This window comes from Candidatus Woesebacteria bacterium (assembly GCA_016700095.1).
In the GTDB taxonomy this organism is placed as follows: Bacteria; Patescibacteriota; Microgenomatia; order UBA8517; family UBA8517.
Map to the genome: position 1 here is coordinate 378033 of CP065002.1, position 25374 is coordinate 403406.

Here is a 25374-nt window from a genome sequence, read left to right on the forward strand (position 1 = left end):
CATCCCATCAAACATGTATTAGATATTTGACCTATCGGTAAAACTATTTAACAATAGAGTAGGATTTAAGTTATGGGAAATTCAAAATATATAGGCCGATTTGTTTTTATTTCTTTTTGAGTTAGATATATAAATACATTGCAAGGAAAAACAAAATGCAATAAACGACATTTTGTTTTAGTATGATCTAATATTGTGAATAGAATTAAAGCTCTAGTATTAATTGCACTGTTAACGCTATTTTTGGGCGGTATGTACTTTGTATCAAGTACAAGTGCGCAAGTGACAACTTCTGGTGTAGCGATCACGGTTCCGGTAAATGATGAAATTCCGGATGGTTCATTAATCTGTAAAGATGGTGAGAATTATGGTTTGTGTGAGACTGAATATGAACCAGAAATATATGGTGTGGCGACAAATAACCCATCAGCGGCTTTTGAAACTACCGAGGCTGAAACAGTTTTGGTTGTCTCAAGTGGAATTGCAACTGTGAGAGTATCTACCGAAAACGGCTCTGTAGTTGAAGGGAGCTTTATAACAAGTAGCACAAAACCCGGAGTGGGGAAAGTTGCAGACCGAAGTGGTTATGTACTTGGTTCCTCCTTGGGTTCATTTGATTCTGATAATCCGGATGAAATAGGTAACGTACTCGTAGCTGTCAACATCCATCCTGCCGCAGGATTGTCCAGTGCACGTACAAATTTGATCCAGGTAATTCGACAAGGCTTGGCAATTCCGTTATTTGAACCGTTTGCTGCCTTTAGATATTTATTGGCGGCTTTGATAATTCTTGTTGCATTTGTATTGGGGTTTGTCTACTTTGGACGGGTTGCCAAATCCGGAGTAGAGGCAATGGGTAGAAATCCGCTCGCCGCTAAAATGATACAGTTTAGTGTAATACTACATATTACTATTACTATTGTTATAGTACTTTCGGGATTAATATTGGCTTATTTAATTCTAATTCTCTAACAATGATACGATTACCTTTTATAAAAAAGATCAATTCAAATACCCTTAGACCAGTGGTATTGCTTGTTCTTGACGGTTTCGGTATTGCGCCCGATTCAGTGGGGAACGCAATATCGCAAAGTAAAATGCCCAATATGGACTTTTATAAAACCGCTTATCCGTATGGATCCCTAATAGCATCTGGAGAATCTGTCGGACTGCCGGCAAATGAAGCAGGTAACTCGGAAGTTGGCCATCTAACAATAGGTGCAGGTAGGACGGTAGATCAGAGTTTGGTGCACATAAATAAATCGATTAAGGATGAAACGTTTTTTGAAAACAAGGCTTTTATTGAAGCGGTTAACCATGTACGTACTAATAACTCAAAATTACATATCATGGGGCTTGTAGGTTCGGGAAGTGTGCATTCGGATATTGAACACTTTTATGCCTTGATTGAATTTTGTTTAAGGCAAAATATACATAGTGCACGTTTTCATTTGTTTACGGACGGACGAGATGCACCACCCAAAGACGGAATTAACGTAATCGCCGAAATAGAATCAAGGCTCAATCAGATGCCGGTTGGGCAGATAAAAACACTTGCGGGTAGGTATTATGCGATGGATAGAGATGCCAGATGGGATAGAACAAAACTTGTTTATGACGCGCTGGTTATGGGTCATGGTCCCAGGTCGAGTACAGCACTCGAGGCGATGAAAAACAATTATGCCAATAATATTACCGACGAATTTATACCACCTACGGTTATCGGGGAAGCGGGTGCGGCAGATTTAATTAATGATAATGACGCTGTGATTTTTTTCAATTTCCGGATTGATCGTCCTCGCCAGCTTACAATGTCGTTTGTGCTTTCGAATTTTGAAACAATAAAAAAGATTGAATTCGGACATGTACCTCACAATATCAAACTAGATAAAACTACTAGTGAAGGACCAACTTTTACCCGAGAAAAAGTTCCAGCAAATTTGTTTTTTGCAACCATGACGGAATACCAAAAAAACCTTCCGGTTTCCGCGATTGCATACCCGCCACCGATTGTTATTAATAGCATGCCCGAGGTGCTTTCAAAAGCCGGTTTAAGACAAATGCATATTGCCGAAAGTGAAAAAGAAAGAATGGTCACTTTCTACATGGATGGTTTGAAAGAAACGCCTTATGAGAATGAGGAAGTCGTAATTGTACCGTCACCAAAAGTTCCGACATATGACAAAATGCCCGAAATGAACGTGGCGGGAATAGTACGGGAATTCAAAAAAGCTATCACAAAAGATATTTATCATTTTATTTGTATGAATTTTGCCAACCCTGACATGGTTGCGCATAGTGGAAATATTGATGCTACGAAAAAAGCTTTATCGTTTACGGATAACGCGGTTGGAGAAGTGGTTGCGGAAACGTTACGAAGAAATGGCTATGTATTAATTACAGCTGACCACGGTAACTGCGAAGAAATGCTCACCTTTGACAAAACTTCATTTTATTACACGACCCAACAAGGACAAGTAAATACGGAACATTCAAACAATCCTGTACCTGTATATATTATTGGAAATGATTTGAAAACAAATGTTGAAAACGGAGTAATTGTTAGCGACATTAAATTTAACATTAATGGATCTTTGTCGGATGTTGCTCCTACAATACTTGCTTTACTGAATCTTCCAAAGCCAGAGGTTATGACAGGAAAGAACTTGTTGGCCTCACAGTCCTGATTCCCGGTAGTAAACTCTTGCTACTGAAGCTTAAGTCAACTAAAGTAGATATATGGCTGATACTGCTCTAACTTACGTTTTGTCATTTACGGTCTGTGCTTTTGCGTTATTACTCATCGCATTAATTAGTTTTTATATTAAATTGACAAAAAAATACGTTGATTTATCAAGTAAAACAGGTGAGGATTCTTCAAAAGCGGTAGACATGCGTAATAAGATAATAAACGAAGCCAATATTAAAGCAATAAAGATATTGGATTCAGCAAATTCGAAAGCAAGTCAGATGATCGGTGATGCAAATGTCTTTAATAAAGTGCAATCTGATGTTTTGGAAAAACAATTACAAATTGCCCTTGCAAATTATCAAAAGTTATTTGGTCAAGCTCTTGAGCAAGTTAAAAACTCGGCTGAGATAAGTATACAAAATATATCAAAAGATGTTACTTCAGGTACAGACTTATCGCTGTCTAAATTTGACCAGAATGTAAATTCTCAAATAGAATCACTGAAAATAAACCTTGAAAATAAATTGCTTGAATTTCAGAACGTCATGCAAACCTTGGCAGCTTCGGAAAGGGAACGGATTCAGAAGGACTTTGAGGAAATCAAAGAATTAAAAATTACTAAACTTGATGAAAAAATATTGGATGCTGTTTACCTGGTTTCCCGAGAATTTCTAGAAAAGGGATTGTCGCCCAGAGATCACGAAGAACTAATTACAAAAGCGCTCAAACAAGCCAAGGACGAAGGGGTGCTTAAATAATCATATTTTTCTACAATGGACGAGTTTATTCAAAATTTAAAAACACAAGATGAAGTATTAATGCTTGAGGGTGAAATAGATGTATTAATTGCCAGCTTGTTCAAAGCTCCGGGGTTTGAAGAAGCGCTCAAAAACTCTGTTAGAGAAAGTACTGCAAGGTTTGTTGAAAAATTGGCCCAGAACAAGGATAAAGAAAAACTGCTTAAAGATATCAAATTGAGATTGACGAAAGTTGAATCAATAGAATTAGGTTTAGCGCTTGAACCCAATGAGAAAACGTTAACTAGGCTCAAAAACTGGATAAACATTAATATCGGAACTAACATTGTCATGGATATCAAAGTAAATAGTGATTTAGTGGCAGGCGCTACAGTCTCTTATAATGGTAATTACGGTGACTTTACTTTGGCTCAAAGCTTCAAAACAAAATTTGAAAACAAAAAGACGGATCTTATTAAACTGTTAAATTACAAATGACTGACTTCGATACGTTTCTAAATAAAACTGGCGAGGTGGGATATGTGGAAAAAGTTTTTCAAATATTAGTTTACGTCAACGGTTTACCTGGTGCCAGTCCGTCGGAATTGGTATGTTTTGAAACTGGTGAAACAGGACAGGTATTAACTTTGGATACTGATTTTGTCGAAATTTTATTATTATCAAATAGTAGCGTGGATGTAGGCACTAAAGTTGCACGGACAGGCAAGCAGCTAAATATTTTGGTCAGTCCACATTTACTTGGAAAATCGATTGATCCGCTTGGAAGCCCAATTCGTTCTGTTGAAAGTGAGAACAAAAAAACAAAACTCGATCCTAAATTACTGGAGGCAAGAACTCTAAATCCAACGCCATATGGTATTAGTGGCCGCAAAAACATTGATCAGAATTTTGAAACAGGGGTGTCGATTGTCGATTTGGTTGTTAGTCTGGGATTGGGGCAAAGGGAGCTAATTGTAGGGGATAGGAAAACAGGAAAAACACCATTTCTTCTATCTTCGGCTTTGTCGGCAGCACGCAAGGGGATGATAATTATTTACGCGGCAATTGCCAAAAAAAGATCCGACATTGCTGAGATTGATATATTTTTTAGGAAAATGAATATCGAAGACTCTGCCGTACTTGTTGCTTCTAGTTCGGCCGATCCCGCAAGTCTGATTTATCTTACTCCCTACACGGCCATGACAATCGCTGAATATTTCAGGGATAAAGGCAAGAATGTGTTAATTATTCTAGATGATATGACGGCGCATGCGAAATGTTACCGTGAGATTACATTACTTGCCAGAAGATTTCCCGGACGAAGCTCTTATCCTGGTGATATTTTTTATATACATTCAAGACTGCTCGAGCGTGCGGGAAATTTTCAACTAGTACGAAAAAACACGCAGGGAAAGCTCGATACGATAAACTCATCAATTACTTGCTTGCCTGTTGCAGAACTTGTTATGGGAGATTTATCGGGTTATATCCAGACAAATCTCATGTCAATGACAGATGGACACATATACTTTGATATAGATTTATATAATGAAGGAAGACGCCCCGCAATTAATCCATTTCTAAGTGTTACCCGTGTCGGTAGACAAGCGCAGAGTCCGTTAGTACGTGATTTATCGAGAATGGTGACTAGTTTTCTAATTCGTTTGCGTGACTTGGAGAGATTTATGCATTTTGGTACCGAACTTACCGACAAATCAAGAAAAGAGTTGATGCTCGGAGCACGGTTAAAAGAATTTTTTAACCAATCCAGTGAAGCGATTATTCCTCTTCCGGTTAGTATTTTAATTGTTGCCGGTATTTGGATTGAAACTTGGAAAAGTGTCGAAACAGCTGAGTTCAAACATGCAATCGAAATTATACGGACAAAATACGCTAGTGATCAAAAATACCGCAACGATATTGATACATTGATTAATAATAGTAGTACATTTGATACGCTTATGGAAGCGTTAAGACTGAAAGGAGAGTTGTTGAAATGAGTTCACAAAAAGAAATATCCGGTGAAATTGATCAGTTGAAAGGTTTTAGAGATCTGGTTCGTGCTTATGAGGAAATCGCATCTTTGCGCATGGTCAGGACAAGAGATACTGTAGTTAAAAACCGAAAATTTCTTGATGAGATAGAAGATATCTTTGAAAAAGTCAGGGCATCATACGCAAGTGAAGTAAAAAAGCTTATTAAGAAGCGAAATTCAAAAAACAACAAAGCGATTACATTTCTTGCTCATAACGGGAAAACCGTATCTGTGTTGCTGTCGGCAAACAGCGGTTTGTACGGAAGTATTGTGCAAACCACATTCGAGCAATTTGCCGAAGAAACAAGAAATCAAGACGTTGAAGTCACAATTGTAGGTAAACAGGGTTTGAATCTATTTCAAACCGAATTTCCCGAAAAACCATATACCTATTTCGAAATTCCTGACGAGAAAGTCAAATCAGATGATTTAAACGAAATTGTTAAGCATATTGTTCAGTATGAAGAAATACATGTATATTATGGAAAGTTTATCAATGTTGTTTCTCAAAAACCTGATTTGCTGACTATTTCAGCAGAAATTTCTCTGGATGATGCACGACCCGACGTTGGAATATCATATATATTTGAACCGTCTTTAGAGAAAATTTTGATGTTTTTTGAAACGCAGATTTTTGCTGCACGTTTTGAGCAGACGGCGCGGGAAGGACAACTATCGAAATTCGCATCGAGGGTGATGGCCATGGATCGTGCTGATGAAAATATAAGCGAGAGGGTAAAAAAACTTGGATTGCGAAAACTAAGAATTGGTCATAAAGAAAACAATAGAAAACAATTGAATTCACTAGTCAGTATTAATATGTGGTAATGAAAAATTCATCCGAAGGAAAAATCAAAAGCGTTCGTGGATATGTCGTTGAAGTAGAGTTTGATGGTGTTAAACCCGCAGCTCACGATATATTGAGATTAAAAGATGACCAGTCTGTGGTACTTGAGGTCTATGGGTCGAGTGGTTTGAATACTTTTTATTGTTTTGCTCTCACAAAAATTGAGAAGATCTATCGGGGTGCGTTGGTAGTTAACACAGGTGATTCCTTAAAATTCCCGGTATCGCAAGGCATGTTGGGGCGAGCCGTAAATATGTTTGGTTTTCCACAGGATGCCAAGGAAGAGATAGTCACAAAGGATCATTGGGCAATACACAATCAAAGGTATGCAAACAAAGATGTTGTAGTTCAGTCAAAAATACTTGAAACAGGGATAAAAGCGATAGACATGTTTTGCCCTGTTCTCCAAGGTGGCAAGGTTGGTTTGTTCGGAGGGGCGGGAGTAGGCAAGACTATGCTTCTAACTGAACTTCTGCACAACATTGTTGGTAATAGTAAGGGAAATACCGTTTCTGTATTTTCGGGGGTAGGAGAACGCACGAGAGAAGCTCTGGAATTATATCAAGCATTAATGGAGCGCGGAACTTTGAACATGAGCTGCCTTATTTTTGGCCAGATGGGAGAAAATCCTGCAATCAGGTTTTTGTCGGCTTTCTCGGGTGTTACACTGGCGGAATATTTCCGCGATGAGGTAAAAAAGGATGTATTATTTTTCGTTGACAACATTTTCCGTTTTGCCCAAGCGGGAAACGAACTGTCAACCCTAATGAACATAATTCCATCCGAAGATGGTTATCAAGCTACGCTTGAAAGCGAAATGGCACAGTTCCATGAACGTCTTGTATCGACTAAAGATGCGAACATTACTACAGTTGAAGCGATATATGTGCCAGCCGACGACTTATTGGATCATGCCGTACAATCAGTAATTCCATATTTGGATTCGATTGTTGTTTTATCGCGCGATGTTTATCAATCAGGCATTATGCCGGCAATTGATATTATGTCGTCAACGTCGACAGCGTTAAGCACAGATATTGTTGGTGATTTTCATTTTGATGTTGCTTTGAATGCAAAATCGGTTCTAAAGCAAGCACAGAGCTTAGAGCGAATCGTTTCGTTGGTTGGAGAATCTGAGCTTTCAAAACAAGACAGGATAACATATCGACGTGCTCAAAGACTTAAAAATTTTATGTCACAACGGTTTTTTGTAGCTGAAAATCAACGAGGCGAGAAAGGTTCATATATTCCTGTAGCTCAAACAGTTAAAGATGTGAATAGTATAATTATGGGTGAATATGATAGGGTAGACGAGCAGGAATTTTTGTATGTTGGAAGCGTTAAGGAAATAAAACATGGAACCGAACAAACAGCTTATTTTGAAAATTCATGACAGGGATGAGGTTGTCTATGAAGGTGAAGTGGTAAGTTTGACTTCTTTTAACGAGAAGGGTGAGTTTGATGTTCTCGCAAAGCACGCTAACTTCATATCCCTTGTTCAAAATAAATTAATTATTGTTACGCCTGACAACAAAGAAAAAGAAATTCCTATTAAAAACGGAGTCATAAAAGTAGAGAATAACAAAGCCGATGTCTATCTAGGAGTTGGCTTCAGCTAATAAATGAATTTCTGCATATACTAATATATATTTTGATATACTTTATCGAAGCCATGTTTGCGGTAAATTATTCAATTTTCTTAGATGGTTTGCGAGAGAAATAGGTGTTCCAATAATTTTGTGAAAATATTAAGTGTTGTTGTTTGGGAATTCTACACCTTATAATTGAAGAGTATTGGCAGTATATACGAATAAGTGCTAAAAGATATCGAAGAAGATTTAGTCCGAATCCAGGGATTAAGAAATCAAGAAATCGGTTTAGGATTGTATTGAGCAAATTAATTATAATAAGCCAGTTCCCAGCTATTCATAATCCATATAAATTATTTTTCAGTGAAAAATGAAATCTATACTTTGTATTATCAAAGTGATAGTGGTTATGGGAAACCGAGGCGGAAAAAAAAAGACGAAAATATTTTGATGCAGTAAATAAATTTCCTATGTTTTCACAGATATGTATATTTTCTGCATTACGGTTAATTCTGATTAAATAGGCATATTATGCGTTAATTATCATGCAGAAATAAATTATACGAATATTCCGAAAGGCTAAATATACCTTAAGTACTATAAGGGTAAAGTATATTTCAGTTAATAAATGTCCTAAGTTGTAAATGTACGAAAATGAGAAATTCGAAAGTAGAGGCAGGAGGTGAGTATAGATTTTCATCGGGTAAATTGATTAAACTAAAGCATCTAGTACGGGATTGAACCCAATACTATAAGAGTTTATACTTGAGCCGAAAAACAATAAAAATGTCTAGCAATAAACGTTCAACCCGCAATAGCTTTGATCATATTGCCTGTGAATCCAAGTGGTGGAAAACATGGCTGGAAAAAAACATTTATACCCCAGATATTCTTAATGCCAAGAAACCTTTTTACAACCTAATGATGTTCCCTTATCCATCTGCAGAAGGTTTACATGTTGGGAATATGTATGCATTTACAGGCGCGGATATTTATGGTCGCTATAAAAGAATGTCGGGTTTTGATGTCTTTGAGCCAATCGGACTTGACGGTTTTGGAATTCATAGTGAGAATTATGCGATTAAAGTTGGTAGGCATCCCAAGGAAAATGCTCAGATTACTGAGGACAAGTTTTATGGTCAGCTGTCAAAGGTAGGTAATTCGTACGCTTGGGATATGCGATTAGAAACTTATGATAAAGAGTATTACAAATGGACTCAGTGGCTATTTATAAAGCTATTTAAAAAGGGATTAGCATATAAAGGAAATGCGAAAGTTAATTGGTGTCCAAATTGCAAAACTGTGCTTGCGGATGAGCAAGTGGAGGACGAAGCTTGTGAACGCTGTAAATCTATAGTCGAAAGGCGAGAAATGAGCTCCTGGTATTTTAGAATTACCGAGTATGCCGACAGATTATTGGCCAATATTGATACTCCACTTAAAGATAATGGTGAAAAGGTGAGTTTGTCAAAAGAAGGAAAATCGGGAAATGGTCTTAATTGGCCGGAAAAAATTAAGATTGCCCAAAGAAAATGGATTGGCAAAAAAGAGGGTATTAATATAAATTACCCAATCGAGAATACCGACAAGACGGTGGTTTGTTGGACTTCAAGGCCGGATACAAATTTTGGTGCAACCTTTATTGTCGTCTCGCCTGAGTACGCACAAAAAAATCTATTATCCGCAGTTTCTGCAGAAAACCAAATTAAACTATCAGAATATATCAATACATCTCTTAACAAATCAGAACAACAAAGACTACTAGACGGGAGAGAAAAGACGGGAGTTTTTACCGGTTTGTATGCGATTAACGGATTGAATGGTTACAAGATGCCGATTTGGGTGGCCGATTTCGTCCTGTCGGGCGTCGGAACAGGAGCCGTTGTCGGAGTTCCCGGTCACGACAAAAGAGATTTCGAATTTGCTCAAGCTTTCCAAATCCCGATAATCAGGGTTGTTTCTAATTCAGGAGATAATTCTGATATTAGAAAAATTGACCAAGTCCAGGAAAACGAAGGTGTCATGATTAATTCAGATTTTTTGAATGGTTTAGAAATTCATGAAGCCAAGGAGAAAATGATGGATTATCTTGAAAAAAACAAGATGGGAGAAAGAGAATATAACTACCACCTTCGCGATTGGTTGATAAGTAGACAGCGATACTGGGGGCCTCCGATTCCGATGATTTATTGTGCAAAGTGTGCCGCAAAGGGAGTGGGAGAAAGGCAAGACTTACCGGGGTGGTATTGTGTCAACGAAACAGATTTACCTGTTGTATTACCGGACATTAAAGATTTCAAACCCAAAGGCGATGGAACGTCCCCTTTATTTAACGCTCCAAAGTCGTGGAAAGAGGTTCGTTGTCCGAAGTGTAACAATATTGCCGTGCGTGAATTAGATGTGTCTGATACATTTTTAGATAGTTCGTGGTATTTCCTGCGCTATCCATCGTTGAAATCTGAAGCAAACGATTTGCCTTGGGACAATAAAATCACCGAGAAGTGGTTACCTGTTGATGCATATATCGGAGGAGCAGAACACGCTGTTTTGCATTTACTGTATTCACGCTTTATTGCGATGGCACTAAAAGACATGAAGTACTTAAATTTTGAAGAACCATTTCCGTTTCTTTTTGGTCATGGTTTGATAATAAAAGACGGAGCCAAAATGAGTAAGTCAAAAGGAAATGTAATTAATCCGGATGACTATATTGCCAAGTTCGGTGCTGATACGTTGCGATGTTATTTGATGTTTTTGGGTCCATTTGATTCTGGAGGTGATTTTCGTGATACGGGCATGGAGGGGATGCAAAGATTTCTGATGCGGGTTTGGGATCTTTTTTCCAACCACAGGGATGTTATTTTAAATACGAGTGATGGTGAGAAAGTGTTGGTTATGATGAACAAAACTATAAAAAGAGTGACCGGTGATATGGATAGTTTTAAATTCAATACAGCTTTGTCGGCGATAATGGAATTTGTAAATCTCTTACGAGACACGGCAGACAATGCAAACGAAACTAAAGCGTCTTTGTCGACAAACGAATGGAATAGTGCACTTTGCGTTTTGACTAAGCTTATAGCGCCCTACGCGCCGTATATGAGTGAAGAATTGTGGGTTAATGTACTCGGTCAGGATTTTTCGATTCATACGAGCAAATGGCCAATGTTTGATGAGAAATATCTAGTTGAGGATACGCTTGATATCGTATTGCAGGTAAACGGAAAGTTGAGAGCAATGATGACGGTAGATAAAAATGTAGCAAACGACAAAGAAAAGTTGATTAAACTTGCACAGGCAAACGACAAGATTTCCCCATATCTCACGGGTGTTAGTTGTAAAAAGATAATTTATGTGCCTAACAAATTGGTAAACTTCGTTGTGTAATCTCTTATTTTAGTTTTAAGATAGACGAGGGTTTTTATTAACACAAGATAAATGCAATTAACTTTAGCTTAAGTATGCGAAGTTTTTGACGTAGTAAATGGATTTTAATATCCAACTTTTAAATTAACTAATTTAGCTTCAATACCAAAAATAGCTATTTGCAAATTAATATTTCTTGGACGTATTATAAAATATGACCAAAGAGAGCTCCCTTTACGTGGGGAAATTGTCTGATGACTTTGACATCGATGACAACAAGATTTCTTCAAATGTCTCCGAATTAGTATTGAAATATAGGATGGTAATTATTGTTTTTATTTGCGGAGTATTGATACTTCTTATTGGAGTATTTTGGTTATTTAAAGATACGTCTAAATCTGAAGAAATAATTGTATTGGGAGCAAAACAAGAAGTTGGAAAAACACTGGTGGTTGAAGTGTCCGGAGCGGTCAATACACCCGGTGTCTATAAAGTAGACAGTGGACTACGGATTGCCGATACGATTGAAATAGCGGGGGGACTAAAGGAATCCGCCGATAATGAGTGGATAGACAAGGTGTTAAATAGAGCTAGCTTTGTGGAAGATGGGCAAAAAATCTATATACCATATGCTGGTAAGCAAACATCAAATGGGAGTGCTAACAAAAGTGAAGACTATCAAAGTATATCAAGCGTTAATAATGCGGTAAACGAACAACTGGTGAATATTAATACTTCAAGCGCTAAAGAACTGGAAGCACTGTGGGGAATAGGCCAAGTAACAGCCCAAAATATCATTGAACAACGGCCTTACTCAAATGTCGAAGATTTACTAACCAGAAAAATAATCAAGTCAAATGTGTATGAACGCAACAAAGATTTACTGACAGTTTACTGATGTTAACACTTGGAAAAATTACAACTCACAGACTAAAATGGAGCATCCCATTATTAAGGTATTTAGTTATTTGGCTAGTGCTTGTTCCGATTGCAATTATCCGTGTAGTCTCCTACAAAACTCCGTTTTCCGATGGAGATCGAGTGTTGTTGTCGGGTAAAGTTAAATCGGAACCCGTACGCTATTCGAGTTCGCAAGGACTTAATTTCCATGAAGTGTATATTTATCTTCCTGCCTTTCCAGAAATTAATTACGGTGACGAGATTGTGGTTGAGGGGATTTACAAAGAGGGTAAATTGCAGAATCCCAAATTACACAAATTGACAAAGTCCACCAATGTAATTTACACAGTCCGAAATACAATTATAGGTATATTTATCAGGTCGCTTCCGAAAGACGTTGCGGCGTTAACTTCAGGAATGGTAATCGGAACAAAAACGCTAATCAGTGAAAGTTTTTGGGAGAAATTAAAGGCAACCGGAACCGCACATGTTGTTGTCGCTTCGGGCATGAACGTAACTCTCGTTGCAGGCTTTTTGGTGAGGTTGATGGTGATATTTGTCAGTAGAAAAAAAGCTGTCCTGATAGCACTTGTAGGAATATGGATTTACGCTGTAATGGCGGGTTTTGACGCACCAATCGTGCGTGCCGGAATCATGGGGTCGATTGGATTAGCCGCGGTTATAGCCGGTAGGTTAAATCTAGCCTGGCGAAGTTTAATTTTGAGTGCAGTTGTGATGTTAATTATTTGGCCGTATTGGATTGGGGATCTGGGATTTATATTGTCTTTTATGGCCACCTTGTCAATAATGTTTTTTGAACGTCCCCTTGCAAGTAAACTTAAATTTATCCCCGGAATTGTGCGTCAGGATCTATCGACATCATTGGCGGCTCAGATTGGAGTTGCCCCAATTTTATTCTTCGAATTTGGACAGTTAAACGTGTTGTCTCCTTTGATTAACGTATTTATCTTGTGGACGGTTGTGCCTATTACGATCATTGGAATACTGGGAGCTTTGGTCGGGCTTGTATTTGAGCAAGGAGGACAAGCGATACTTTATTTAAATTACCCGCTTGCGACATGGTTTCTTTTTGTTGTCGATATATTTTCTTAATACATGCATAGATTGCTAATATTTGTCGGCGTCTTAGTTACTACAACTCTTTGTAGTACTTTAATTTTATTGCCCGATTCGAATTTGCATATTATTTCGTGTGATGTAGGGCAGGGAGATGCGACACTTGTGGTATATAAAGATAAACAAATTGTTGTGGATGCAGGACCGGTTGGTGGGGGAGCCGTTGAGTGTTTAAACAAACACATGCCGTTTTGGGATAGAGAAATTGAGCTTGTAATTTTGACGCATCCACAGATTGATCACTTTGGAGGACTGATTGAAATAGCCAAGATGTATAAAGTGGACAATTTCGTTTCATCCGGGCTCGGAAATAGCACTCCAGAATATCAAGCGCTAATAAATGTCCTAGGGGGGTCAGAGGTTCGACTGATAATAGCGCAAGATACCGCAAGTATCGGTATAGGTGTGATGTATTTAGACATACTACATCCAAACGAGAATTTTATTCGCCAAAATTGCAATTTATTAAAACCCGACGATGATGGATTAATACATACAATGAAGTGTGACAGTGATCCTAATGATTATTCTGTTGTGGTTAGATTAAGGCTGGAAGAATTTACTGCCTTGTTTACCGGCGACATGGGTCCAAAGGTTACCGATGAGATTTTGACGCGTTTTGACATAGGACATGTAAACTACATCAAAATACCTCATCATGGTAGCAAGAATGGATTAAGCAAAACTTTGCTTGAAGAAACACTTCCTGAAGTTGCAGTAATTAGTGTTGGGAAAAATAATAGCTATGGTCATCCACATAAGGAAATTCTAGATTTGCTTCATGAATTTAATGTTCAGATTCTAAGAACCGATTTGGAAGGTAATATCGAAGTAGTAACAGACGGAATCGGTTATTGGATTAAAAAGCAGTAATCACTAGATTATTTGTATACACGATTTATGCGATAGAGGTAAGTAATAAATTATTTGGAACTATGTAAGTGTTGTAAAACTTATGATTAACCCTCGGTAATGGTCTCAGAGATTCTACCGTTTTTTATAAACACTTGCATTTGTCTCGCTGGTTTGTTATTTGTATGTATTGTTTGATATCCCTGGAGTGCAAAACCGCGTGTCGGTGCAATGTCACGTCTTCCTTTGCTAGAATGATGGTCACTCACAAAAGCATCGAGTATTTGACCAATCTTTAATCTTGCGTGGGGGCATGTATTACATCGTGCATTCGTGGGTTGATCACATTTTTTACCGGTTACATCACACTGTATTATTTCTTTTGCCATGTTATTTAATATAATTTCCTAACTAAAATAATTATCAAATTAAGAAACAAAGGATTCTAGCATTTACATGGAGGAATGTAAAATAATCACATATTGTGAGAAACTGATTGGTTGGTGGAAAGTATTTACCAGTTGTGAAATGGTATTCTGACATTTATCAAATAACTAGCTTTGGAGATACGTTGTTATGGGTTGTGGGCAAGATATTTGTGTAGTGTTGCAGATGATTCTAGCAATTTAAGCTACTTGGATAACATATGATAATCTTTAGGATATCAAAACAAAGACCTTGATTTCCACCACGGGAATATATTATTCAACTTGTGATTTGGTCGTTGTGTGAGGAGAGGAAGTTGGTTGTGTGATTGGCGTACCATCATTAGGTAATTTATCATCAGTTGTGTCCATGTTTACATTACTATCGTTGTTGATTTCAGGTGTTTTGGTGATGATAATTGTTGGGGTTGTAACAGTTGTCTTAGAATGAGTAGATATTTGGGTTTCGCTTGTGTTGGTGCTTACATTCCGGGACGAAATGAAATCAGCGGCATTTGTTTGCGCATACAGCCTGATTGGACTTTGATGATCAATAATCAAGGCTGTGGCCAGAGTTATAAGTAGAATTGAAAATCTCAGTAGTGTTCCTCTGGAAGGTGATTTGAAGTTGATCATAATAATATATACAAACCATGACTTATTAATTGGCAATATATCATAGTACTATTCTTTGTACAATATATGGAATTATAGAAATTTGACTTATAACCCGACTCTTGCCGTTACTTTACATGAAACCCGTGGTGTTTATCTTCTAATATGACAAACAGGCTCGCTAACTAGTTGAATGGTGTGTATTGGTAAAATCCTTTAGACATTTTTTCCCTCGGCGTTTTGCGATAGCAAATTCGGGAGAGTTACAGCTAGCTTGATCAACTTGTGTTTGGAGAACCGAAGATTCACCCTTAGCTAGACCGGTAGTAAGATTATGAATCTCTTGATCAATAATAAGTGCTTTTTGACATCCTCCATAACCTATACAGGTATCAGGGAATGGACATTTAGGTCCGGGTTCAAATTCTGTTGTCATATCAGAAGTGATTATATAGTGATTGTAGTTATATATCGAATATGTTCTTGAAAGAAGGATATAGTACAATTGGAATATGGTTGAAAAAATAATATACATTGCGCTCCAAAAAATTGTCGGCGAAGTTGAGTTTGATCTTGAAATTCCAGCTAGAAGCGAAAATGGTGATTACTCAACAAATGTTGCCATGAAATTGTTTGCCAATCTGAAAAACAAGCAACAGGATCTGGAAATAATGGGCGAGAAATTCGAAGTCGTAAGTCCCCGGAGTATTGCTGAATTAATAAGAGATAAGCTATCAAAAGACGAGGAACTATCTACTTATATATCAAAAATTGAAGTTGCGGGAAGTGGATTTGTAAATTTTTATTTAAACAATGCATATTTGATTAATGTAATTAAAGAAGTACTAGCCAAAGGTAGTAACTACGGTAAGAAAGCTTCAAATAATGGGAAAAGGGCGATTGTCGAATATTCATCTCCCAATATAGCCAAGCCGTTTACGATAGGACATTTGCGTTCAACTGTAATTGGAGATGCTTATGCTAATATGTTGGAAATGGTTGGGTGGGAAGTTCTTCGGGATAATCATTTGGGTGATTGGGGTACACAGTTTGGTAAACAAATATATGCAATTAAAGCTTGGGGAAGCGAAACGGAAATCGAAAAATCCGAAAATCCGGTTAAAGATTTGGTTGCCTTGTATGTTAGATTTCACAAAGAGGCTGAAACAAATCCTGAGCTCGAAGACAAAGCGAGAGAGTGGTTTAAAAAATTGGAAAGTGGCGATGAGGAAGTGAGAAGACTATGGTTAAAATGCATCGATTGGTCGTTTAGGGAGTTTAGTAAAATATACAACGAGCTTGGAGTTAAATTTAGTGAGAAATTTAATGGCGGAAGAGGCCTGGGGGAGAGCTTTTTTGAGGACAAAATGCATGCCGTTATTGAAGAATTAGACAATAAAAGTTTTCTTAAAGTAGGTGAAGGGGGGGCCAAGCTTGTTTTCTTTGACAATGACAAATATCCACCTGCGATGATACTCAAAAAAGACGGATCAACATTGTATCATACGAGAGATTTGGCTACCGACAAGTATAGGAAAGATAATTTTGATCCGGATTTAATTGTGAATGAAGTTGGAGCTGAGCAACAACTTTATTTTAAACAACTTTTTGAAATGGAGAAGATGTTGGGATGGTTTGATCTTTCACAAAGAGTTCATTTGTTTCATGGAATGTTCAGATTTAAAGATAGAAAAATGTCGACAAGAAAAGGAAATGTTATTTGGCTCGAAGAAGTTTTAGAGCAAGCTATTTCTCGAGCAAGAGAGATGGGATCAAAGGTCAGCGAAACTGCAAAAATAATTGGTATTGGAGCTATTAAATGGAACGATCTTAAACACGATCCAAAAGCTGATGTCGTATTTGATTGGGATGAAATACTAAACATGCAAGGAAATTCCGGTCCTTACATGCAGTACACATATGCAAGGTGCATGAGTGTTTTAGAAAAATCGGGGAGTAAAAGTGTCGGTTTAAGTAGCGATGGCACTTATCAACTTAACGCCGATGAACGAGAGATAACGACCAAATTATCCCAATATTCTGGTACGATACTAATTGGGGTGAAAAATTACTCACCCAGTGTAATTTGCACCTATCTTTATAATTTGGCAAGTACTTTTAATAAATTTTACAACTCCAACAAAATTGTCGGATCTGATAATGAGGAACTACGACTTGCATTAACAAAAGCTACTGCGACAGTAATAAAGTCGGGGCTTGATATTCTGGGTATACAGGCTCCTGAGAGGATGTAGAAGTATTTAAATATCATCTAGTGGATCACAGGTAACTGTTTTAGCCCCTTGATTGTGCATATCCCGTATTAAGTTATCGGTGGGGTGTATGTCACCTGTTGGACAAAAACCAGGCCCCTTAACTTGAGCCGGTGTTTCTAAGCCCGGTTCATTGGGGTAATTTTTCCCTACAACTTCAAATATTTTTTCAGGTTCAACTGCCATGATTGTTCTCATCGCTAGTATACCTGTTTTGTGAAAAATAATAAACTTGTTTACAAAAAGAAGTTTTAGCTTTAAAATTGCACGTATCAAAGCTTTTTTCCGATTTAGTAACTAATATGAGTGGACCAGAATTACGTGACCAGTTAATTGAAGATTATGGTGAAGATAGGGTTAATGCTGCAGAAAAAGCGGGGATAACAATCGCACCAAGAACCAAGCCTGAGGATTTTAATAACGAGAAACGCCCAAGGGGACACAAAGGTGTAAGAACACGTGGTAATCGCAGAAGCCGCAATGATGTTCTAGCTACGCAAAGGAGCGGGAAAAGAAGAGATGGTTATCCCAGAGGCGGCCATGTTCAGTAAGAGCAAGGCATACGACGTCAGTTCAAACCTCATTGAGAATGCTTTCAATGAACCCCAGGCAATGCTAAAATACCTCAGATTATGATTTTTGAAAAAGCACATCTCGAGAACGGACTTCGGGTAATTACCACGCCTTTGCCAAATATGGAAAGTGCGACAGTCACAATTTGGGTAAATACGGGTTCAAGATATGAATCGCCCAAAGTAGCCGGCATCAGCCATTTTCTGGAGCATATGGTTGCCAAGGGTACGACAAAACGTCCAACGGCAAAAATAATTGCGGAAACAATTGATGCGTTTGGTGGTGAGTTTAATGCTGGAACCACCAAAGATTGGACAAATTTCTATATTAAAACAAGAAAAGCCAAGTTGTCTCTGGCGTTTGATTTAATTTCCGACATGGTATTGGATCCGCTTTTGAAAGACGAAGATATCGAGCGGGAAAAAGGTGTGATAGTTGAGGAAATTGGGATGTACGAGGATACACCCATGATGCACATTGATGATGTTTTCGAGCGCTTGATATTTAAGGGTCATAATTTGGGATGTGACATTATCGGAACAAGGAAAAGCGTTAAGGATATGACAAGGAATGATTTCTTGCGATATAGAAAAGCATATTATTGTAGCGATAATATTTTGGTGACGGTGTCGGGTGGAGTTGACGCCAAGACGGTTAATAAATTAGCTCAGAAGCATTTAAGTTCTTTGCCCAAACTACATCCGTCAGTATACAAAAAGTTTGTGCCAACGCAGAAAAAACCAAGAGTACTTTTAGAAGACAAAAAAGCAGAACAAGCGCATTTCATGTTGGGCTTTTTGGGTAGAAAACGTGGAGAGAAAGACAGATTTGCAGAAGCTGTTTTAACAACAATTCTTGGCGGAGGAATGAGTTCTCGTCTGTTTTCGGAGGTCCGAGAAAAAAGGGGATTGGCATATAGCATACGTACCAGTTCCGATCATTATGACGATACGGGCTATGTGGAAACTTATGCGGGTGTAGATCCAAAGAGAATCGACGAAGCACTGAAAGTAATTTTAGACCAAACTTACGGGCTAAGTAGTGGTGAGTACAAAATTACATCAACTGAGATTAACAAAGCAAAAGAGTATTTGAAAGGGCATATTGCGTTATCTTTGGAGGATACAAAAGTTATTAATCATTTTTTTGGAATTCGAGAACTCAAACTTGGTAAATTAGAAACACCGCAAGATGTTTATGAAGGAATTGATAAGGTATCTTATGACGAGATTCTTGCAGTAGCACAAAGTATATTTAATCCCGAAAAACTGAATCTGGCAATAATTGGACCATATAAGGACGATAGTAAATTTAAGAAGATAATTACAGGCAAGTGATAGGCATCCTTTAAAGGACAGACCTTTAAAGTGGTGACTTGCCGATGCCAATTACTGCCTTGTATCTAGTTTCAAACGAATATATAATTTTGCTATGTCGATAAAAACCAATCATCATGAGAAAAGTCTGGTACTTATTAAACCAGATGGTGTACAAAGAGGGCTTATCGGTGAGGTTATTACCAGGTTTGAACGAAAAGGCTTGAAAGTTGTTGCCATGAAAATGATTTGGCCTGACAAAAAAAAGGCAATGGATCATTATTTTTGGTCTGACGAAGAAAAAGAAGCATCTGGTGGAAGAACTATCGAAGCATACAAAGCGCAAGGTTATAAAATCACCAAGTCGGCCAAAGAGTATGCGGAAGACGTACAAAGAAGACTCTACAGCTATCTTCAGACAGGACCGATTGTCGCTATGGTAATTGAAGGTGCGCATGCAATTGAGCATGTGAGGAAAGTTGTCGGCCACGGCAATCCTTTATCAGCAGACGTAGGATCAATCAGAGCTGATTTTACTATTGATTCGTATGTTGTGGCGGATGATGTGGATCGGGCGGCTAGAAATCTAATTCACGCATCGGGTAATCCCAGTGAGGCAGCACGAGAGATGTCAGTTTGGTTTAAAGACAATGAAATTGTCGATTACGACCTTGCGATTGAAAAGATACTTTATTCAAAAGAATGGGAAGATGAGCGTAAGGATTTAGTAAAAGGAGATTAATAATTAGTCATGGTACACATGGGTTTTTTCGATTTTTAACTTCGTATTGGAAATTTAATATTCAATAATACACAGAAAATATCATACGGTTTTTTGCGGTTACCGATTTATATAATTCCCAGTAGGGTTATTAACTCCAATTGCCGCATTGCTTGGTAAGACGGAATTAACAAAAGACTTGGAGCTTCTTGAGAAACTACTGTTAAAGGCAAGAATGTGTCGCAAAAAAGCAAACGGTCAATCCTTAAACAACGATTTATTAGGAAGAATTATCCTTTAGTGAAGATGAATGTATAACCTCCAAACCCAACTGCAACTAGTCCAAATACCAATAGCGCGATTGTGTAGCCTCCAAACCCCGCATCGGGAAGCGTTTGCGGTAAAGTTGCCGAGGGAGTTGCAGATTGTGTTGCAGATGAAGCGGGAACATCGTTTCCAATAGCTAATTTAAACGAAACAGTTTCAGATCCTGACATAACAGTTACCAAATGTTCACCAGCAGTCAGAGTTGTCGGTGTCAATGACCAAACACCTGATGCGTTAGCAGTTGTATTTGTGGCTTTTGTGTCAATGTCAACAGTAACAGTTGAACCTGCTACGGCAGTTCCCGAGAGAGTTGGATTTTCCTTCGTATACCACCATGATGGATAAAATGTCCCCGATGTATCAAGTGATCCGATTGAGGTTACGGTAAGACTGGCTGCGTGAGCCAAGGAAACATAAGTAACCAAGAAAAACGATGCCAAAACTAAAGACAAGAACTTTCGCATAATTCATATTGTCAACAATTGGATGGTGTGTCAAGGGGAGAGAGAAAAATTATTTTGTGCTATTGGTAGCTCCAGGTATATATCTTTACTTATATTTTTAAGAAATTGAAATGCAGTAAATATCGGAATGCGGGTATTTGTATCCGTATTGGCATATTAACTTTGGTTCAGTATTAATTTTAATTATGTCTTTTAATGAGCAATCTATGACTAAACTTTGTAAATTCCGGTTAATTGATTTATAATTAGCCATGAGTGAAAGGAAAGATCATGTAGGAACAACTGCCTGTGGAGAAAAAAGGGGGTTTAGCACTCGTGAAGAATTAGATGAATGGTGGACGGGTCATACAGAAACTTGTGATCGTTGTTATGACTACACAATGGTAACTGTTCGCGGAACGGGTCCATCTCATCATCTCGAACCTCACAATCATGATGTCCAGGCAGCAGCAGACTATGCCAATAAACCACCTGGAGAAAGACAATATATACCCGCAAAAAAGAAGAGGGGGGGGAAAGGACCTCAGTTTATTTGGTAGCGTTAATAAATCCACTCATCATCATTAGTCTTGGGACTTTTCCTTTTTTTCGTAAGAGGTTCTTCTGCCCTGTTTTGCAAAGTGTGGCAAGTAAGGTTAGTCTCACGAAGATTTCCCCAATCTCCTTTACACAAGTCATTTAATTTATCATTGTATGCCCTGTCGAAATCTGTTGGTATGCCTGTTGATGTATTTACATCAGGCACAGGAACACGTATAACTCCCTCGTGTGTTTTTCCATCTCTTGTTGTTACTTTTAATAAGCCTATTTTAATTTCTCTTGGCATTCGTGTGTTTAATAATTAATAATTGTTGGAATCATGCAATTCTTGATATGGCATTAAAATTTAAAGACTTTACCTGCGCTCATAAGTTAGTGTAAGAAAAATCTAAGTTTATGTTAATTTTGATCCTCTGTCTGAGACTTCTAAATACTAAGCGGAATTATATACTTTCGTACGACGTATGTAAAACATCATGGCAAAATCTAGCATAGGAATAAGTGATTCATTCCGTAATTAGTAATTTCCGTAGCGAAATAGCTAAACCTGGATAATTATTTTTTTTACAAGTGCTGAAAAACCGTATCGTTAATGAAAGCTGAAATATCACTTGGTCTATGTTGCAGATATAAACGCATATATTGGACTTTCAAGGTAAAAATTGAATATGTTTCTTCACACAAAAACAAATTAATGTATACTAAAAATATGTCTATCGTAGACACTGCTCAATTTAAGGAATTCGAGGGTTTTCTAATGGAAAATATTAACCTTCGGTCAAACGGTTTGATCAAAACGCTACCCGGTCTTGGGGTATCGTACTTTATTAACAACTTCATCCAAGCTCATCGTGATTTAGATGCCAGACGTATTACGTCTATCGATGAAGATTTGGGGAACGTAAACATTCTTGATATGGATTTTAATAAGAATCGCTATGCCCTCAAAGACGCAGACCATATTTTCAGGTTGAGCCGTGACGAGAAATTGGTTTTCTTGGTCGTAAATACACCGAATGATTTACATAGTGAAGATTTTCGAACTAGTTACACCTCGGAACGGGTGTTTAATACGTATACTTTTAAAGTATTTGATAACGACAGTGCCCGTACATTTGCCTGGGAGATTTTACCAAACCTTCAGGAAGAGCAGTTTTTAAAAGCATATGCCTATTCAGGGGGGATAGCCAGATTAATAAAATACTTCATGGTGAGCACAGACAGACTTGGTAATAGTGTGGATGAATTATTAGTTAATCAGACGCTGACGCATTTGATTGATCCGATTGCAGAAATTGTTACAGATACGCCCGAGAGTACTTTGCGTGAAATCGGTATAAAAACAGACGAAGGATACAAGGGTGAGATATTAAAAGCGTTTCTGAAACTTAGACCGCACGAAACGGGAAATGCGATTACGATTGAAACCGATCTGACCTTTTTTGAGAATGGCCATAGGTCTGATGAAACGTTAATTAAACTTGAAAAAGATGTTTTGGAACATTTGATGAAGGAAGGCGTAATAACGCGCGAAAAAATAGCGGAAATTAAATGGGGGGAGAATAGTTATGATGATTTTTCCGATCAAGCGATAAACAAAAGCATTCAACGGCTTAACAAGAAACTAAAATATCACCAACTTACGGCAATTCCGAAAGTGGGGTACAAGCTGGAGGCTATAGATACTTCAATTTAAAAGATTAGCGGCGGGGCGGGATGCAGGGGTGCAGGGTCCAACCCTGCAGACACGTTATTAATCGATTGACAACTCTTTCGACAAAGCAGGTGGTTCAAGATCGTTCATGAAGTTTTGATACGTATTGTTTGATTTAATTTCAGTGAGTTTGGATTTCGAGAATATAGATAACACAATCTCTGGTTTAATCCAACTTCTTTTGCTCATTCCCAGATAATCAGAACATGAAGAGTGCCAATTCGAAATGTCGGTAACAATTCCACGAGGATTTAAATGAATATATTTGGTTAGGTGGAGCAAGTATATGTCATTTTCGACAAGTGAAGCTCGATAATTACTTTGAAATAAAGTACCAACACGACTATATTTTTTATTAAAATACATTGAGTATCTTGTGGTTATAGAATGCATGAATTTTTCCATCGAATTTCTTAATTCTTGTCTAATTAATAAATGAAAGTGATTGGGCATCAAACAATATGAGATTAAATCAATCTCTTTTTCAAAGTTTTGAGGAAGTCGTTTGGGCACATCAAAACCATCAATATGTTGATGATATGGGGGAGTTAATGCTTCGACAAGGAGACAAGTGAACTTTTTGTAATCACTCGGGTCTAAAAATATACTTCTTTTTTCTACACCACGGTTGTATACATGGTAATAGCTGTGGTCAGCATAAACTTTGACTACATTTCTTCGCGGCATCTCTTTGGTACTTTCATGTTAAATCAATATGTTAAGTAGTGCAACATATTACGATGGGGTGCAGGGTCCAACCCTGGCAGGGTTGGACCCTGCAGACTGCAGACAAAATACATACTGTGAGGCGGCAAGAGTACTTGAGCCGGGAGGACTTCTTATCCTGAACCGTATCGGAACAGAAACTACACACGAAGCACTTGCTGCAATGAATGGACTAAAACTAGTTTGACAAGATACCAGACCAGATACGATGTCTCGTGATGCAGTATTTATCAAACCCCTCGAAACTTTTCCGCATGAGGTATAAATACTGTTAGTACTATAGACTTTTGTAAAATATGTTAAATGTGTTAGAATATGATTCCCTCCTTAGAATAAAGTGCTTAACTAAAAACAATATGCCTGAAAGATTGACGGAAGAGGAGTTAGTGTCCTTAAGAGATAAAGCCACCAAAGCTGCGTGTGATAGTTGGCAAACTGCTGTGGTTGGTGGCGAAATTGTAGTTGGGTATGCGGTCCCGACTACTAGGCAGTATTCATTGGAGAAAGAACGACAATATGGATTAAGAAGGAAAGTCCCGGAACCCGAACCTCCAATTTACACAGAGTAAGTGATTGAAAGCGTTTAAAATATAAAATAATTTAATATCATATATAATTCCTAATGACACTTATTGAGCCAATTCCTTTAGCCAATAAAACACGGCTAGCAACAAGCAAACAAAACACAAGATCCCTCGACTGTCGCTTGAGATGACAATCTAGTAATGTTTGAGACGAAAAACCAAAAACACTCGAGATGATATAGGTTGTTATATTGACCGTTCCTTTTGTCATTTCGACCAGCTTCATTTTGTTATTCTGAGGTTTCCTTTTGTCATTTCGGCCACAAATGGAGAAACTTAATTACATAACTTCCATTAATTGCAAAAACATTGCTTACCTTCGTTTTACCTGTGGGTTTACTTGTTCTTCCTTAGGTGGATGGGAATTGTGATTTACCTGTTTATATCTTTCTATTGGAATAATCCGACTTCCTTCGTGTCCGCCATCTTGTCGTTTAATAGGATTTTTGCCACGTTTATCACAATACAATGGTTGTCTTGCTAAATCTAAATCTGGTGTCATATAACCCATAATATCAATTTATGGGAAATAATCAATTCTTGATTGGCTTGTAAAGGTGTAATAAAATCAATTTTTGGTAGCTTATAATATATTTAATATTAGTGAGTGAAACGGAGCATTGGTTTGCATGCAGGGTCCAACCCTGCCAGGGTTGGACCCTGCACCCGCACCCCCAGCTTGTATATTTTGTACACTATGCGTAATTTGCCTAATTCGTCGTTTGTTTGTAAAATACTGTTTATAAGTGTGAGGAGGTGATTATATGGAAAAAGATAAAAAAGGAAGAGAATTGACTCCCGCTCAAAAAGATTTGGCGGCAGTAGATAGACTAGCAGAAAAGGGAACAAAAGTAGTGGTTACCATAGAGACTGATAGTGGTGGTACTATTCACGTAAATAGAAATAAAGATAAGGATGGTAACCCTGTCTAAATTACTGGT

At 37.8% G+C, this 25374-nt stretch carries 29 protein-coding genes; 21 read left to right on the plus strand and 8 right to left on the minus strand.

Annotated features, from left to right (window positions below):
• Nucleotides 1-195 precede the first annotated feature (195 nt).
• From IPM62_01745 to IPM62_01800, 12 genes are all read left to right on the plus strand, one after another.
• The gene (locus IPM62_01745) at nt 196-972 is read left to right on the plus strand and encodes a hypothetical protein (GenBank protein ID QQS39314.1); all 777 of its coding nucleotides are present in this window, start codon (nt 196-198) and stop codon (nt 970-972) included.
• Between the two features lie 2 nt (nt 973-974).
• On the plus strand, nt 975-2687 hold the full coding sequence (locus tag IPM62_01750) for a 2,3-bisphosphoglycerate-independent phosphoglycerate mutase (GenBank protein ID QQS39315.1): 1713 nt from the start codon (nt 975-977) through the stop codon (nt 2685-2687).
• A gap of 52 nt (nt 2688-2739) precedes the next feature.
• A complete protein-coding gene (locus tag IPM62_01755) occupies nt 2740-3450 on the plus strand; it encodes a hypothetical protein (protein QQS39316.1) in 711 nt (236 codons plus the stop codon).
• A 15-nt stretch (nt 3451-3465) separates the two neighbouring features.
• Nucleotides 3466-3927 (plus strand): hypothetical protein, encoded by a 462-nt coding sequence (locus tag IPM62_01760; GenBank protein QQS39317.1) that lies wholly within the window; start codon nt 3466-3468, stop codon nt 3925-3927.
• The gene (locus tag IPM62_01765; GenBank protein QQS39318.1) at nt 3924-5429 is read left to right on the plus strand and encodes a hypothetical protein; all 1506 of its coding nucleotides are present in this window, start codon (nt 3924-3926) and stop codon (nt 5427-5429) included. The genes IPM62_01760 and IPM62_01765 overlap by 4 nt, the downstream gene beginning before the upstream one ends.
• A complete protein-coding gene (locus IPM62_01770; protein ID QQS39319.1) occupies nt 5426-6292 on the plus strand; it encodes a F0F1 ATP synthase subunit gamma in 867 nt (288 codons plus the stop codon). Before IPM62_01765 ends, IPM62_01770 begins: the two co-directional genes overlap by 4 nt.
• The gene (locus tag IPM62_01775) at nt 6292-7704 is read left to right on the plus strand and encodes a F0F1 ATP synthase subunit beta (protein ID QQS39320.1); all 1413 of its coding nucleotides are present in this window, start codon (nt 6292-6294) and stop codon (nt 7702-7704) included. Before IPM62_01770 ends, IPM62_01775 begins: the two co-directional genes overlap by 1 nt.
• On the plus strand, nt 7667-7930 hold the full coding sequence (locus IPM62_01780; protein QQS39321.1) for a hypothetical protein: 264 nt from the start codon (nt 7667-7669) through the stop codon (nt 7928-7930). The genes IPM62_01775 and IPM62_01780 overlap by 38 nt, the downstream gene beginning before the upstream one ends.
• Nucleotides 7931-8686: 756 nt before the next feature.
• Nucleotides 8687-11287, plus strand: a complete 2601-nt coding sequence (locus tag IPM62_01785) for a leucine--tRNA ligase (protein ID QQS39322.1) — start codon at nt 8687-8689, stop codon at nt 11285-11287.
• Between the two features lie 193 nt (nt 11288-11480).
• Nucleotides 11481-12164: a ComEA family DNA-binding protein gene (locus IPM62_01790; GenBank protein QQS39323.1), complete on the plus strand. Its 684-nt coding sequence runs from the start codon at nt 11481-11483 to the stop codon at nt 12162-12164.
• Complete coding sequence (locus tag IPM62_01795; GenBank protein ID QQS39324.1) at nt 12164-13279, plus strand: ComEC/Rec2 family competence protein; 1116 nt, start codon at nt 12164-12166, stop codon at nt 13277-13279. The genes IPM62_01790 and IPM62_01795 overlap by 1 nt, the downstream gene beginning before the upstream one ends.
• Nucleotides 13280-13282: 3 nt before the next feature.
• The gene (locus IPM62_01800) at nt 13283-14176 is read left to right on the plus strand and encodes an MBL fold metallo-hydrolase (GenBank protein QQS39325.1); all 894 of its coding nucleotides are present in this window, start codon (nt 13283-13285) and stop codon (nt 14174-14176) included.
• Nucleotides 14177-14262: 86 nt separating this feature from the next.
• Here IPM62_01800 and IPM62_01805 read toward each other — a convergent pair whose 3' ends face one another.
• From IPM62_01805 to IPM62_01815, 3 genes are all read right to left on the minus strand, one after another.
• Nucleotides 14263-14544 (minus strand): hypothetical protein, encoded by a 282-nt coding sequence (locus tag IPM62_01805; protein ID QQS39326.1) that lies wholly within the window; start codon nt 14542-14544, stop codon nt 14263-14265.
• 312 nt (nt 14545-14856) lie between these two features.
• A complete protein-coding gene (locus IPM62_01810) occupies nt 14857-15216 on the minus strand; it encodes a hypothetical protein (GenBank protein QQS39327.1) in 360 nt (119 codons plus the stop codon).
• Nucleotides 15217-15376: 160 nt separating this feature from the next.
• Nucleotides 15377-15631, minus strand: a complete 255-nt coding sequence (locus tag IPM62_01815; GenBank protein ID QQS39328.1) for a hypothetical protein — start codon at nt 15629-15631, stop codon at nt 15377-15379.
• A 76-nt stretch (nt 15632-15707) separates the two neighbouring features.
• Here IPM62_01815 and argS point away from each other — a divergent pair, with 76 nt between their 5' ends.
• Complete coding sequence (gene argS / locus IPM62_01820) at nt 15708-17450, plus strand: arginine--tRNA ligase (protein ID QQS39329.1); 1743 nt, start codon at nt 15708-15710, stop codon at nt 17448-17450.
• A 6-nt stretch (nt 17451-17456) separates the two neighbouring features.
• Here the strand turns inward: argS and IPM62_01825 are convergent, their stop codons facing one another.
• Nucleotides 17457-17666, minus strand: a complete 210-nt coding sequence (locus IPM62_01825; GenBank protein QQS39330.1) for a hypothetical protein — start codon at nt 17664-17666, stop codon at nt 17457-17459.
• Between the two features lie 104 nt (nt 17667-17770).
• On the opposite strand from IPM62_01825, the gene IPM62_01830 reads away from it, so the two are divergent.
• The 3 genes from IPM62_01830 (at nt 17771) to IPM62_01840 (ending at nt 20099) form a co-directional block, all read left to right on the plus strand.
• Entirely contained in the window at nt 17771-18019 is a 249-nt protein-coding gene (locus IPM62_01830) for a hypothetical protein (protein ID QQS39331.1), read from the plus strand.
• 81 nt (nt 18020-18100) lie between these two features.
• On the plus strand, nt 18101-19378 hold the full coding sequence (locus tag IPM62_01835; GenBank protein QQS39332.1) for an insulinase family protein: 1278 nt from the start codon (nt 18101-18103) through the stop codon (nt 19376-19378).
• A 94-nt stretch (nt 19379-19472) separates the two neighbouring features.
• Nucleotides 19473-20099: a nucleoside-diphosphate kinase gene (locus IPM62_01840; GenBank protein ID QQS39333.1), complete on the plus strand. Its 627-nt coding sequence runs from the start codon at nt 19473-19475 to the stop codon at nt 20097-20099.
• Nucleotides 20100-20368: 269 nt separating this feature from the next.
• On the opposite strand, the gene IPM62_01845 is transcribed toward IPM62_01840, so the two are convergent.
• A complete protein-coding gene (locus IPM62_01845; GenBank protein ID QQS39334.1) occupies nt 20369-20869 on the minus strand; it encodes a hypothetical protein in 501 nt (166 codons plus the stop codon).
• Nucleotides 20870-21120: 251 nt separating this feature from the next.
• Here IPM62_01845 and IPM62_01850 point away from each other — a divergent pair, with 251 nt between their 5' ends.
• Nucleotides 21121-21408: a hypothetical protein gene (locus tag IPM62_01850; protein ID QQS39335.1), complete on the plus strand. Its 288-nt coding sequence runs from the start codon at nt 21121-21123 to the stop codon at nt 21406-21408.
• Between the two features lie 2 nt (nt 21409-21410).
• Here IPM62_01850 and IPM62_01855 read toward each other — a convergent pair whose 3' ends face one another.
• Entirely contained in the window at nt 21411-21695 is a 285-nt protein-coding gene (locus IPM62_01855) for a hypothetical protein (protein ID QQS39336.1), read from the minus strand.
• Nucleotides 21696-22118: 423 nt separating this feature from the next.
• Here IPM62_01855 and IPM62_01860 point away from each other — a divergent pair, with 423 nt between their 5' ends.
• On the plus strand, nt 22119-23105 hold the full coding sequence (locus IPM62_01860) for a helix-turn-helix domain-containing protein (protein ID QQS39337.1): 987 nt from the start codon (nt 22119-22121) through the stop codon (nt 23103-23105).
• Nucleotides 23106-23162: 57 nt separating this feature from the next.
• On the opposite strand, the gene IPM62_01865 is transcribed toward IPM62_01860, so the two are convergent.
• Nucleotides 23163-23810 carry a transposase gene (locus IPM62_01865; GenBank protein ID QQS39338.1) on the minus strand — a complete coding sequence of 216 codons (648 nt, stop codon included), beginning with the start codon at nt 23808-23810 and terminating at the stop codon, nt 23163-23165.
• A 28-nt stretch (nt 23811-23838) separates the two neighbouring features.
• Between IPM62_01865 and IPM62_01870 the strand changes: the two genes are divergently transcribed.
• Together IPM62_01870 and IPM62_01875 are read left to right on the plus strand one after the other, a co-directional pair.
• The gene (locus IPM62_01870; GenBank protein QQS39339.1) at nt 23839-24036 is read left to right on the plus strand and encodes a hypothetical protein; all 198 of its coding nucleotides are present in this window, start codon (nt 23839-23841) and stop codon (nt 24034-24036) included.
• A gap of 169 nt (nt 24037-24205) precedes the next feature.
• Complete coding sequence (locus IPM62_01875) at nt 24206-24418, plus strand: hypothetical protein (protein ID QQS39340.1); 213 nt, start codon at nt 24206-24208, stop codon at nt 24416-24418.
• Between the two features lie 328 nt (nt 24419-24746).
• Here IPM62_01875 and IPM62_01880 read toward each other — a convergent pair whose 3' ends face one another.
• On the minus strand, nt 24747-24935 hold the full coding sequence (locus tag IPM62_01880; GenBank protein ID QQS39341.1) for a hypothetical protein: 189 nt from the start codon (nt 24933-24935) through the stop codon (nt 24747-24749).
• Between the two features lie 262 nt (nt 24936-25197).
• Between IPM62_01880 and IPM62_01885 the strand changes: the two genes are divergently transcribed.
• On the plus strand, nt 25198-25365 hold the full coding sequence (locus IPM62_01885; GenBank protein ID QQS39342.1) for a hypothetical protein: 168 nt from the start codon (nt 25198-25200) through the stop codon (nt 25363-25365).
• Nucleotides 25366-25374 lie beyond the last annotated feature (9 nt).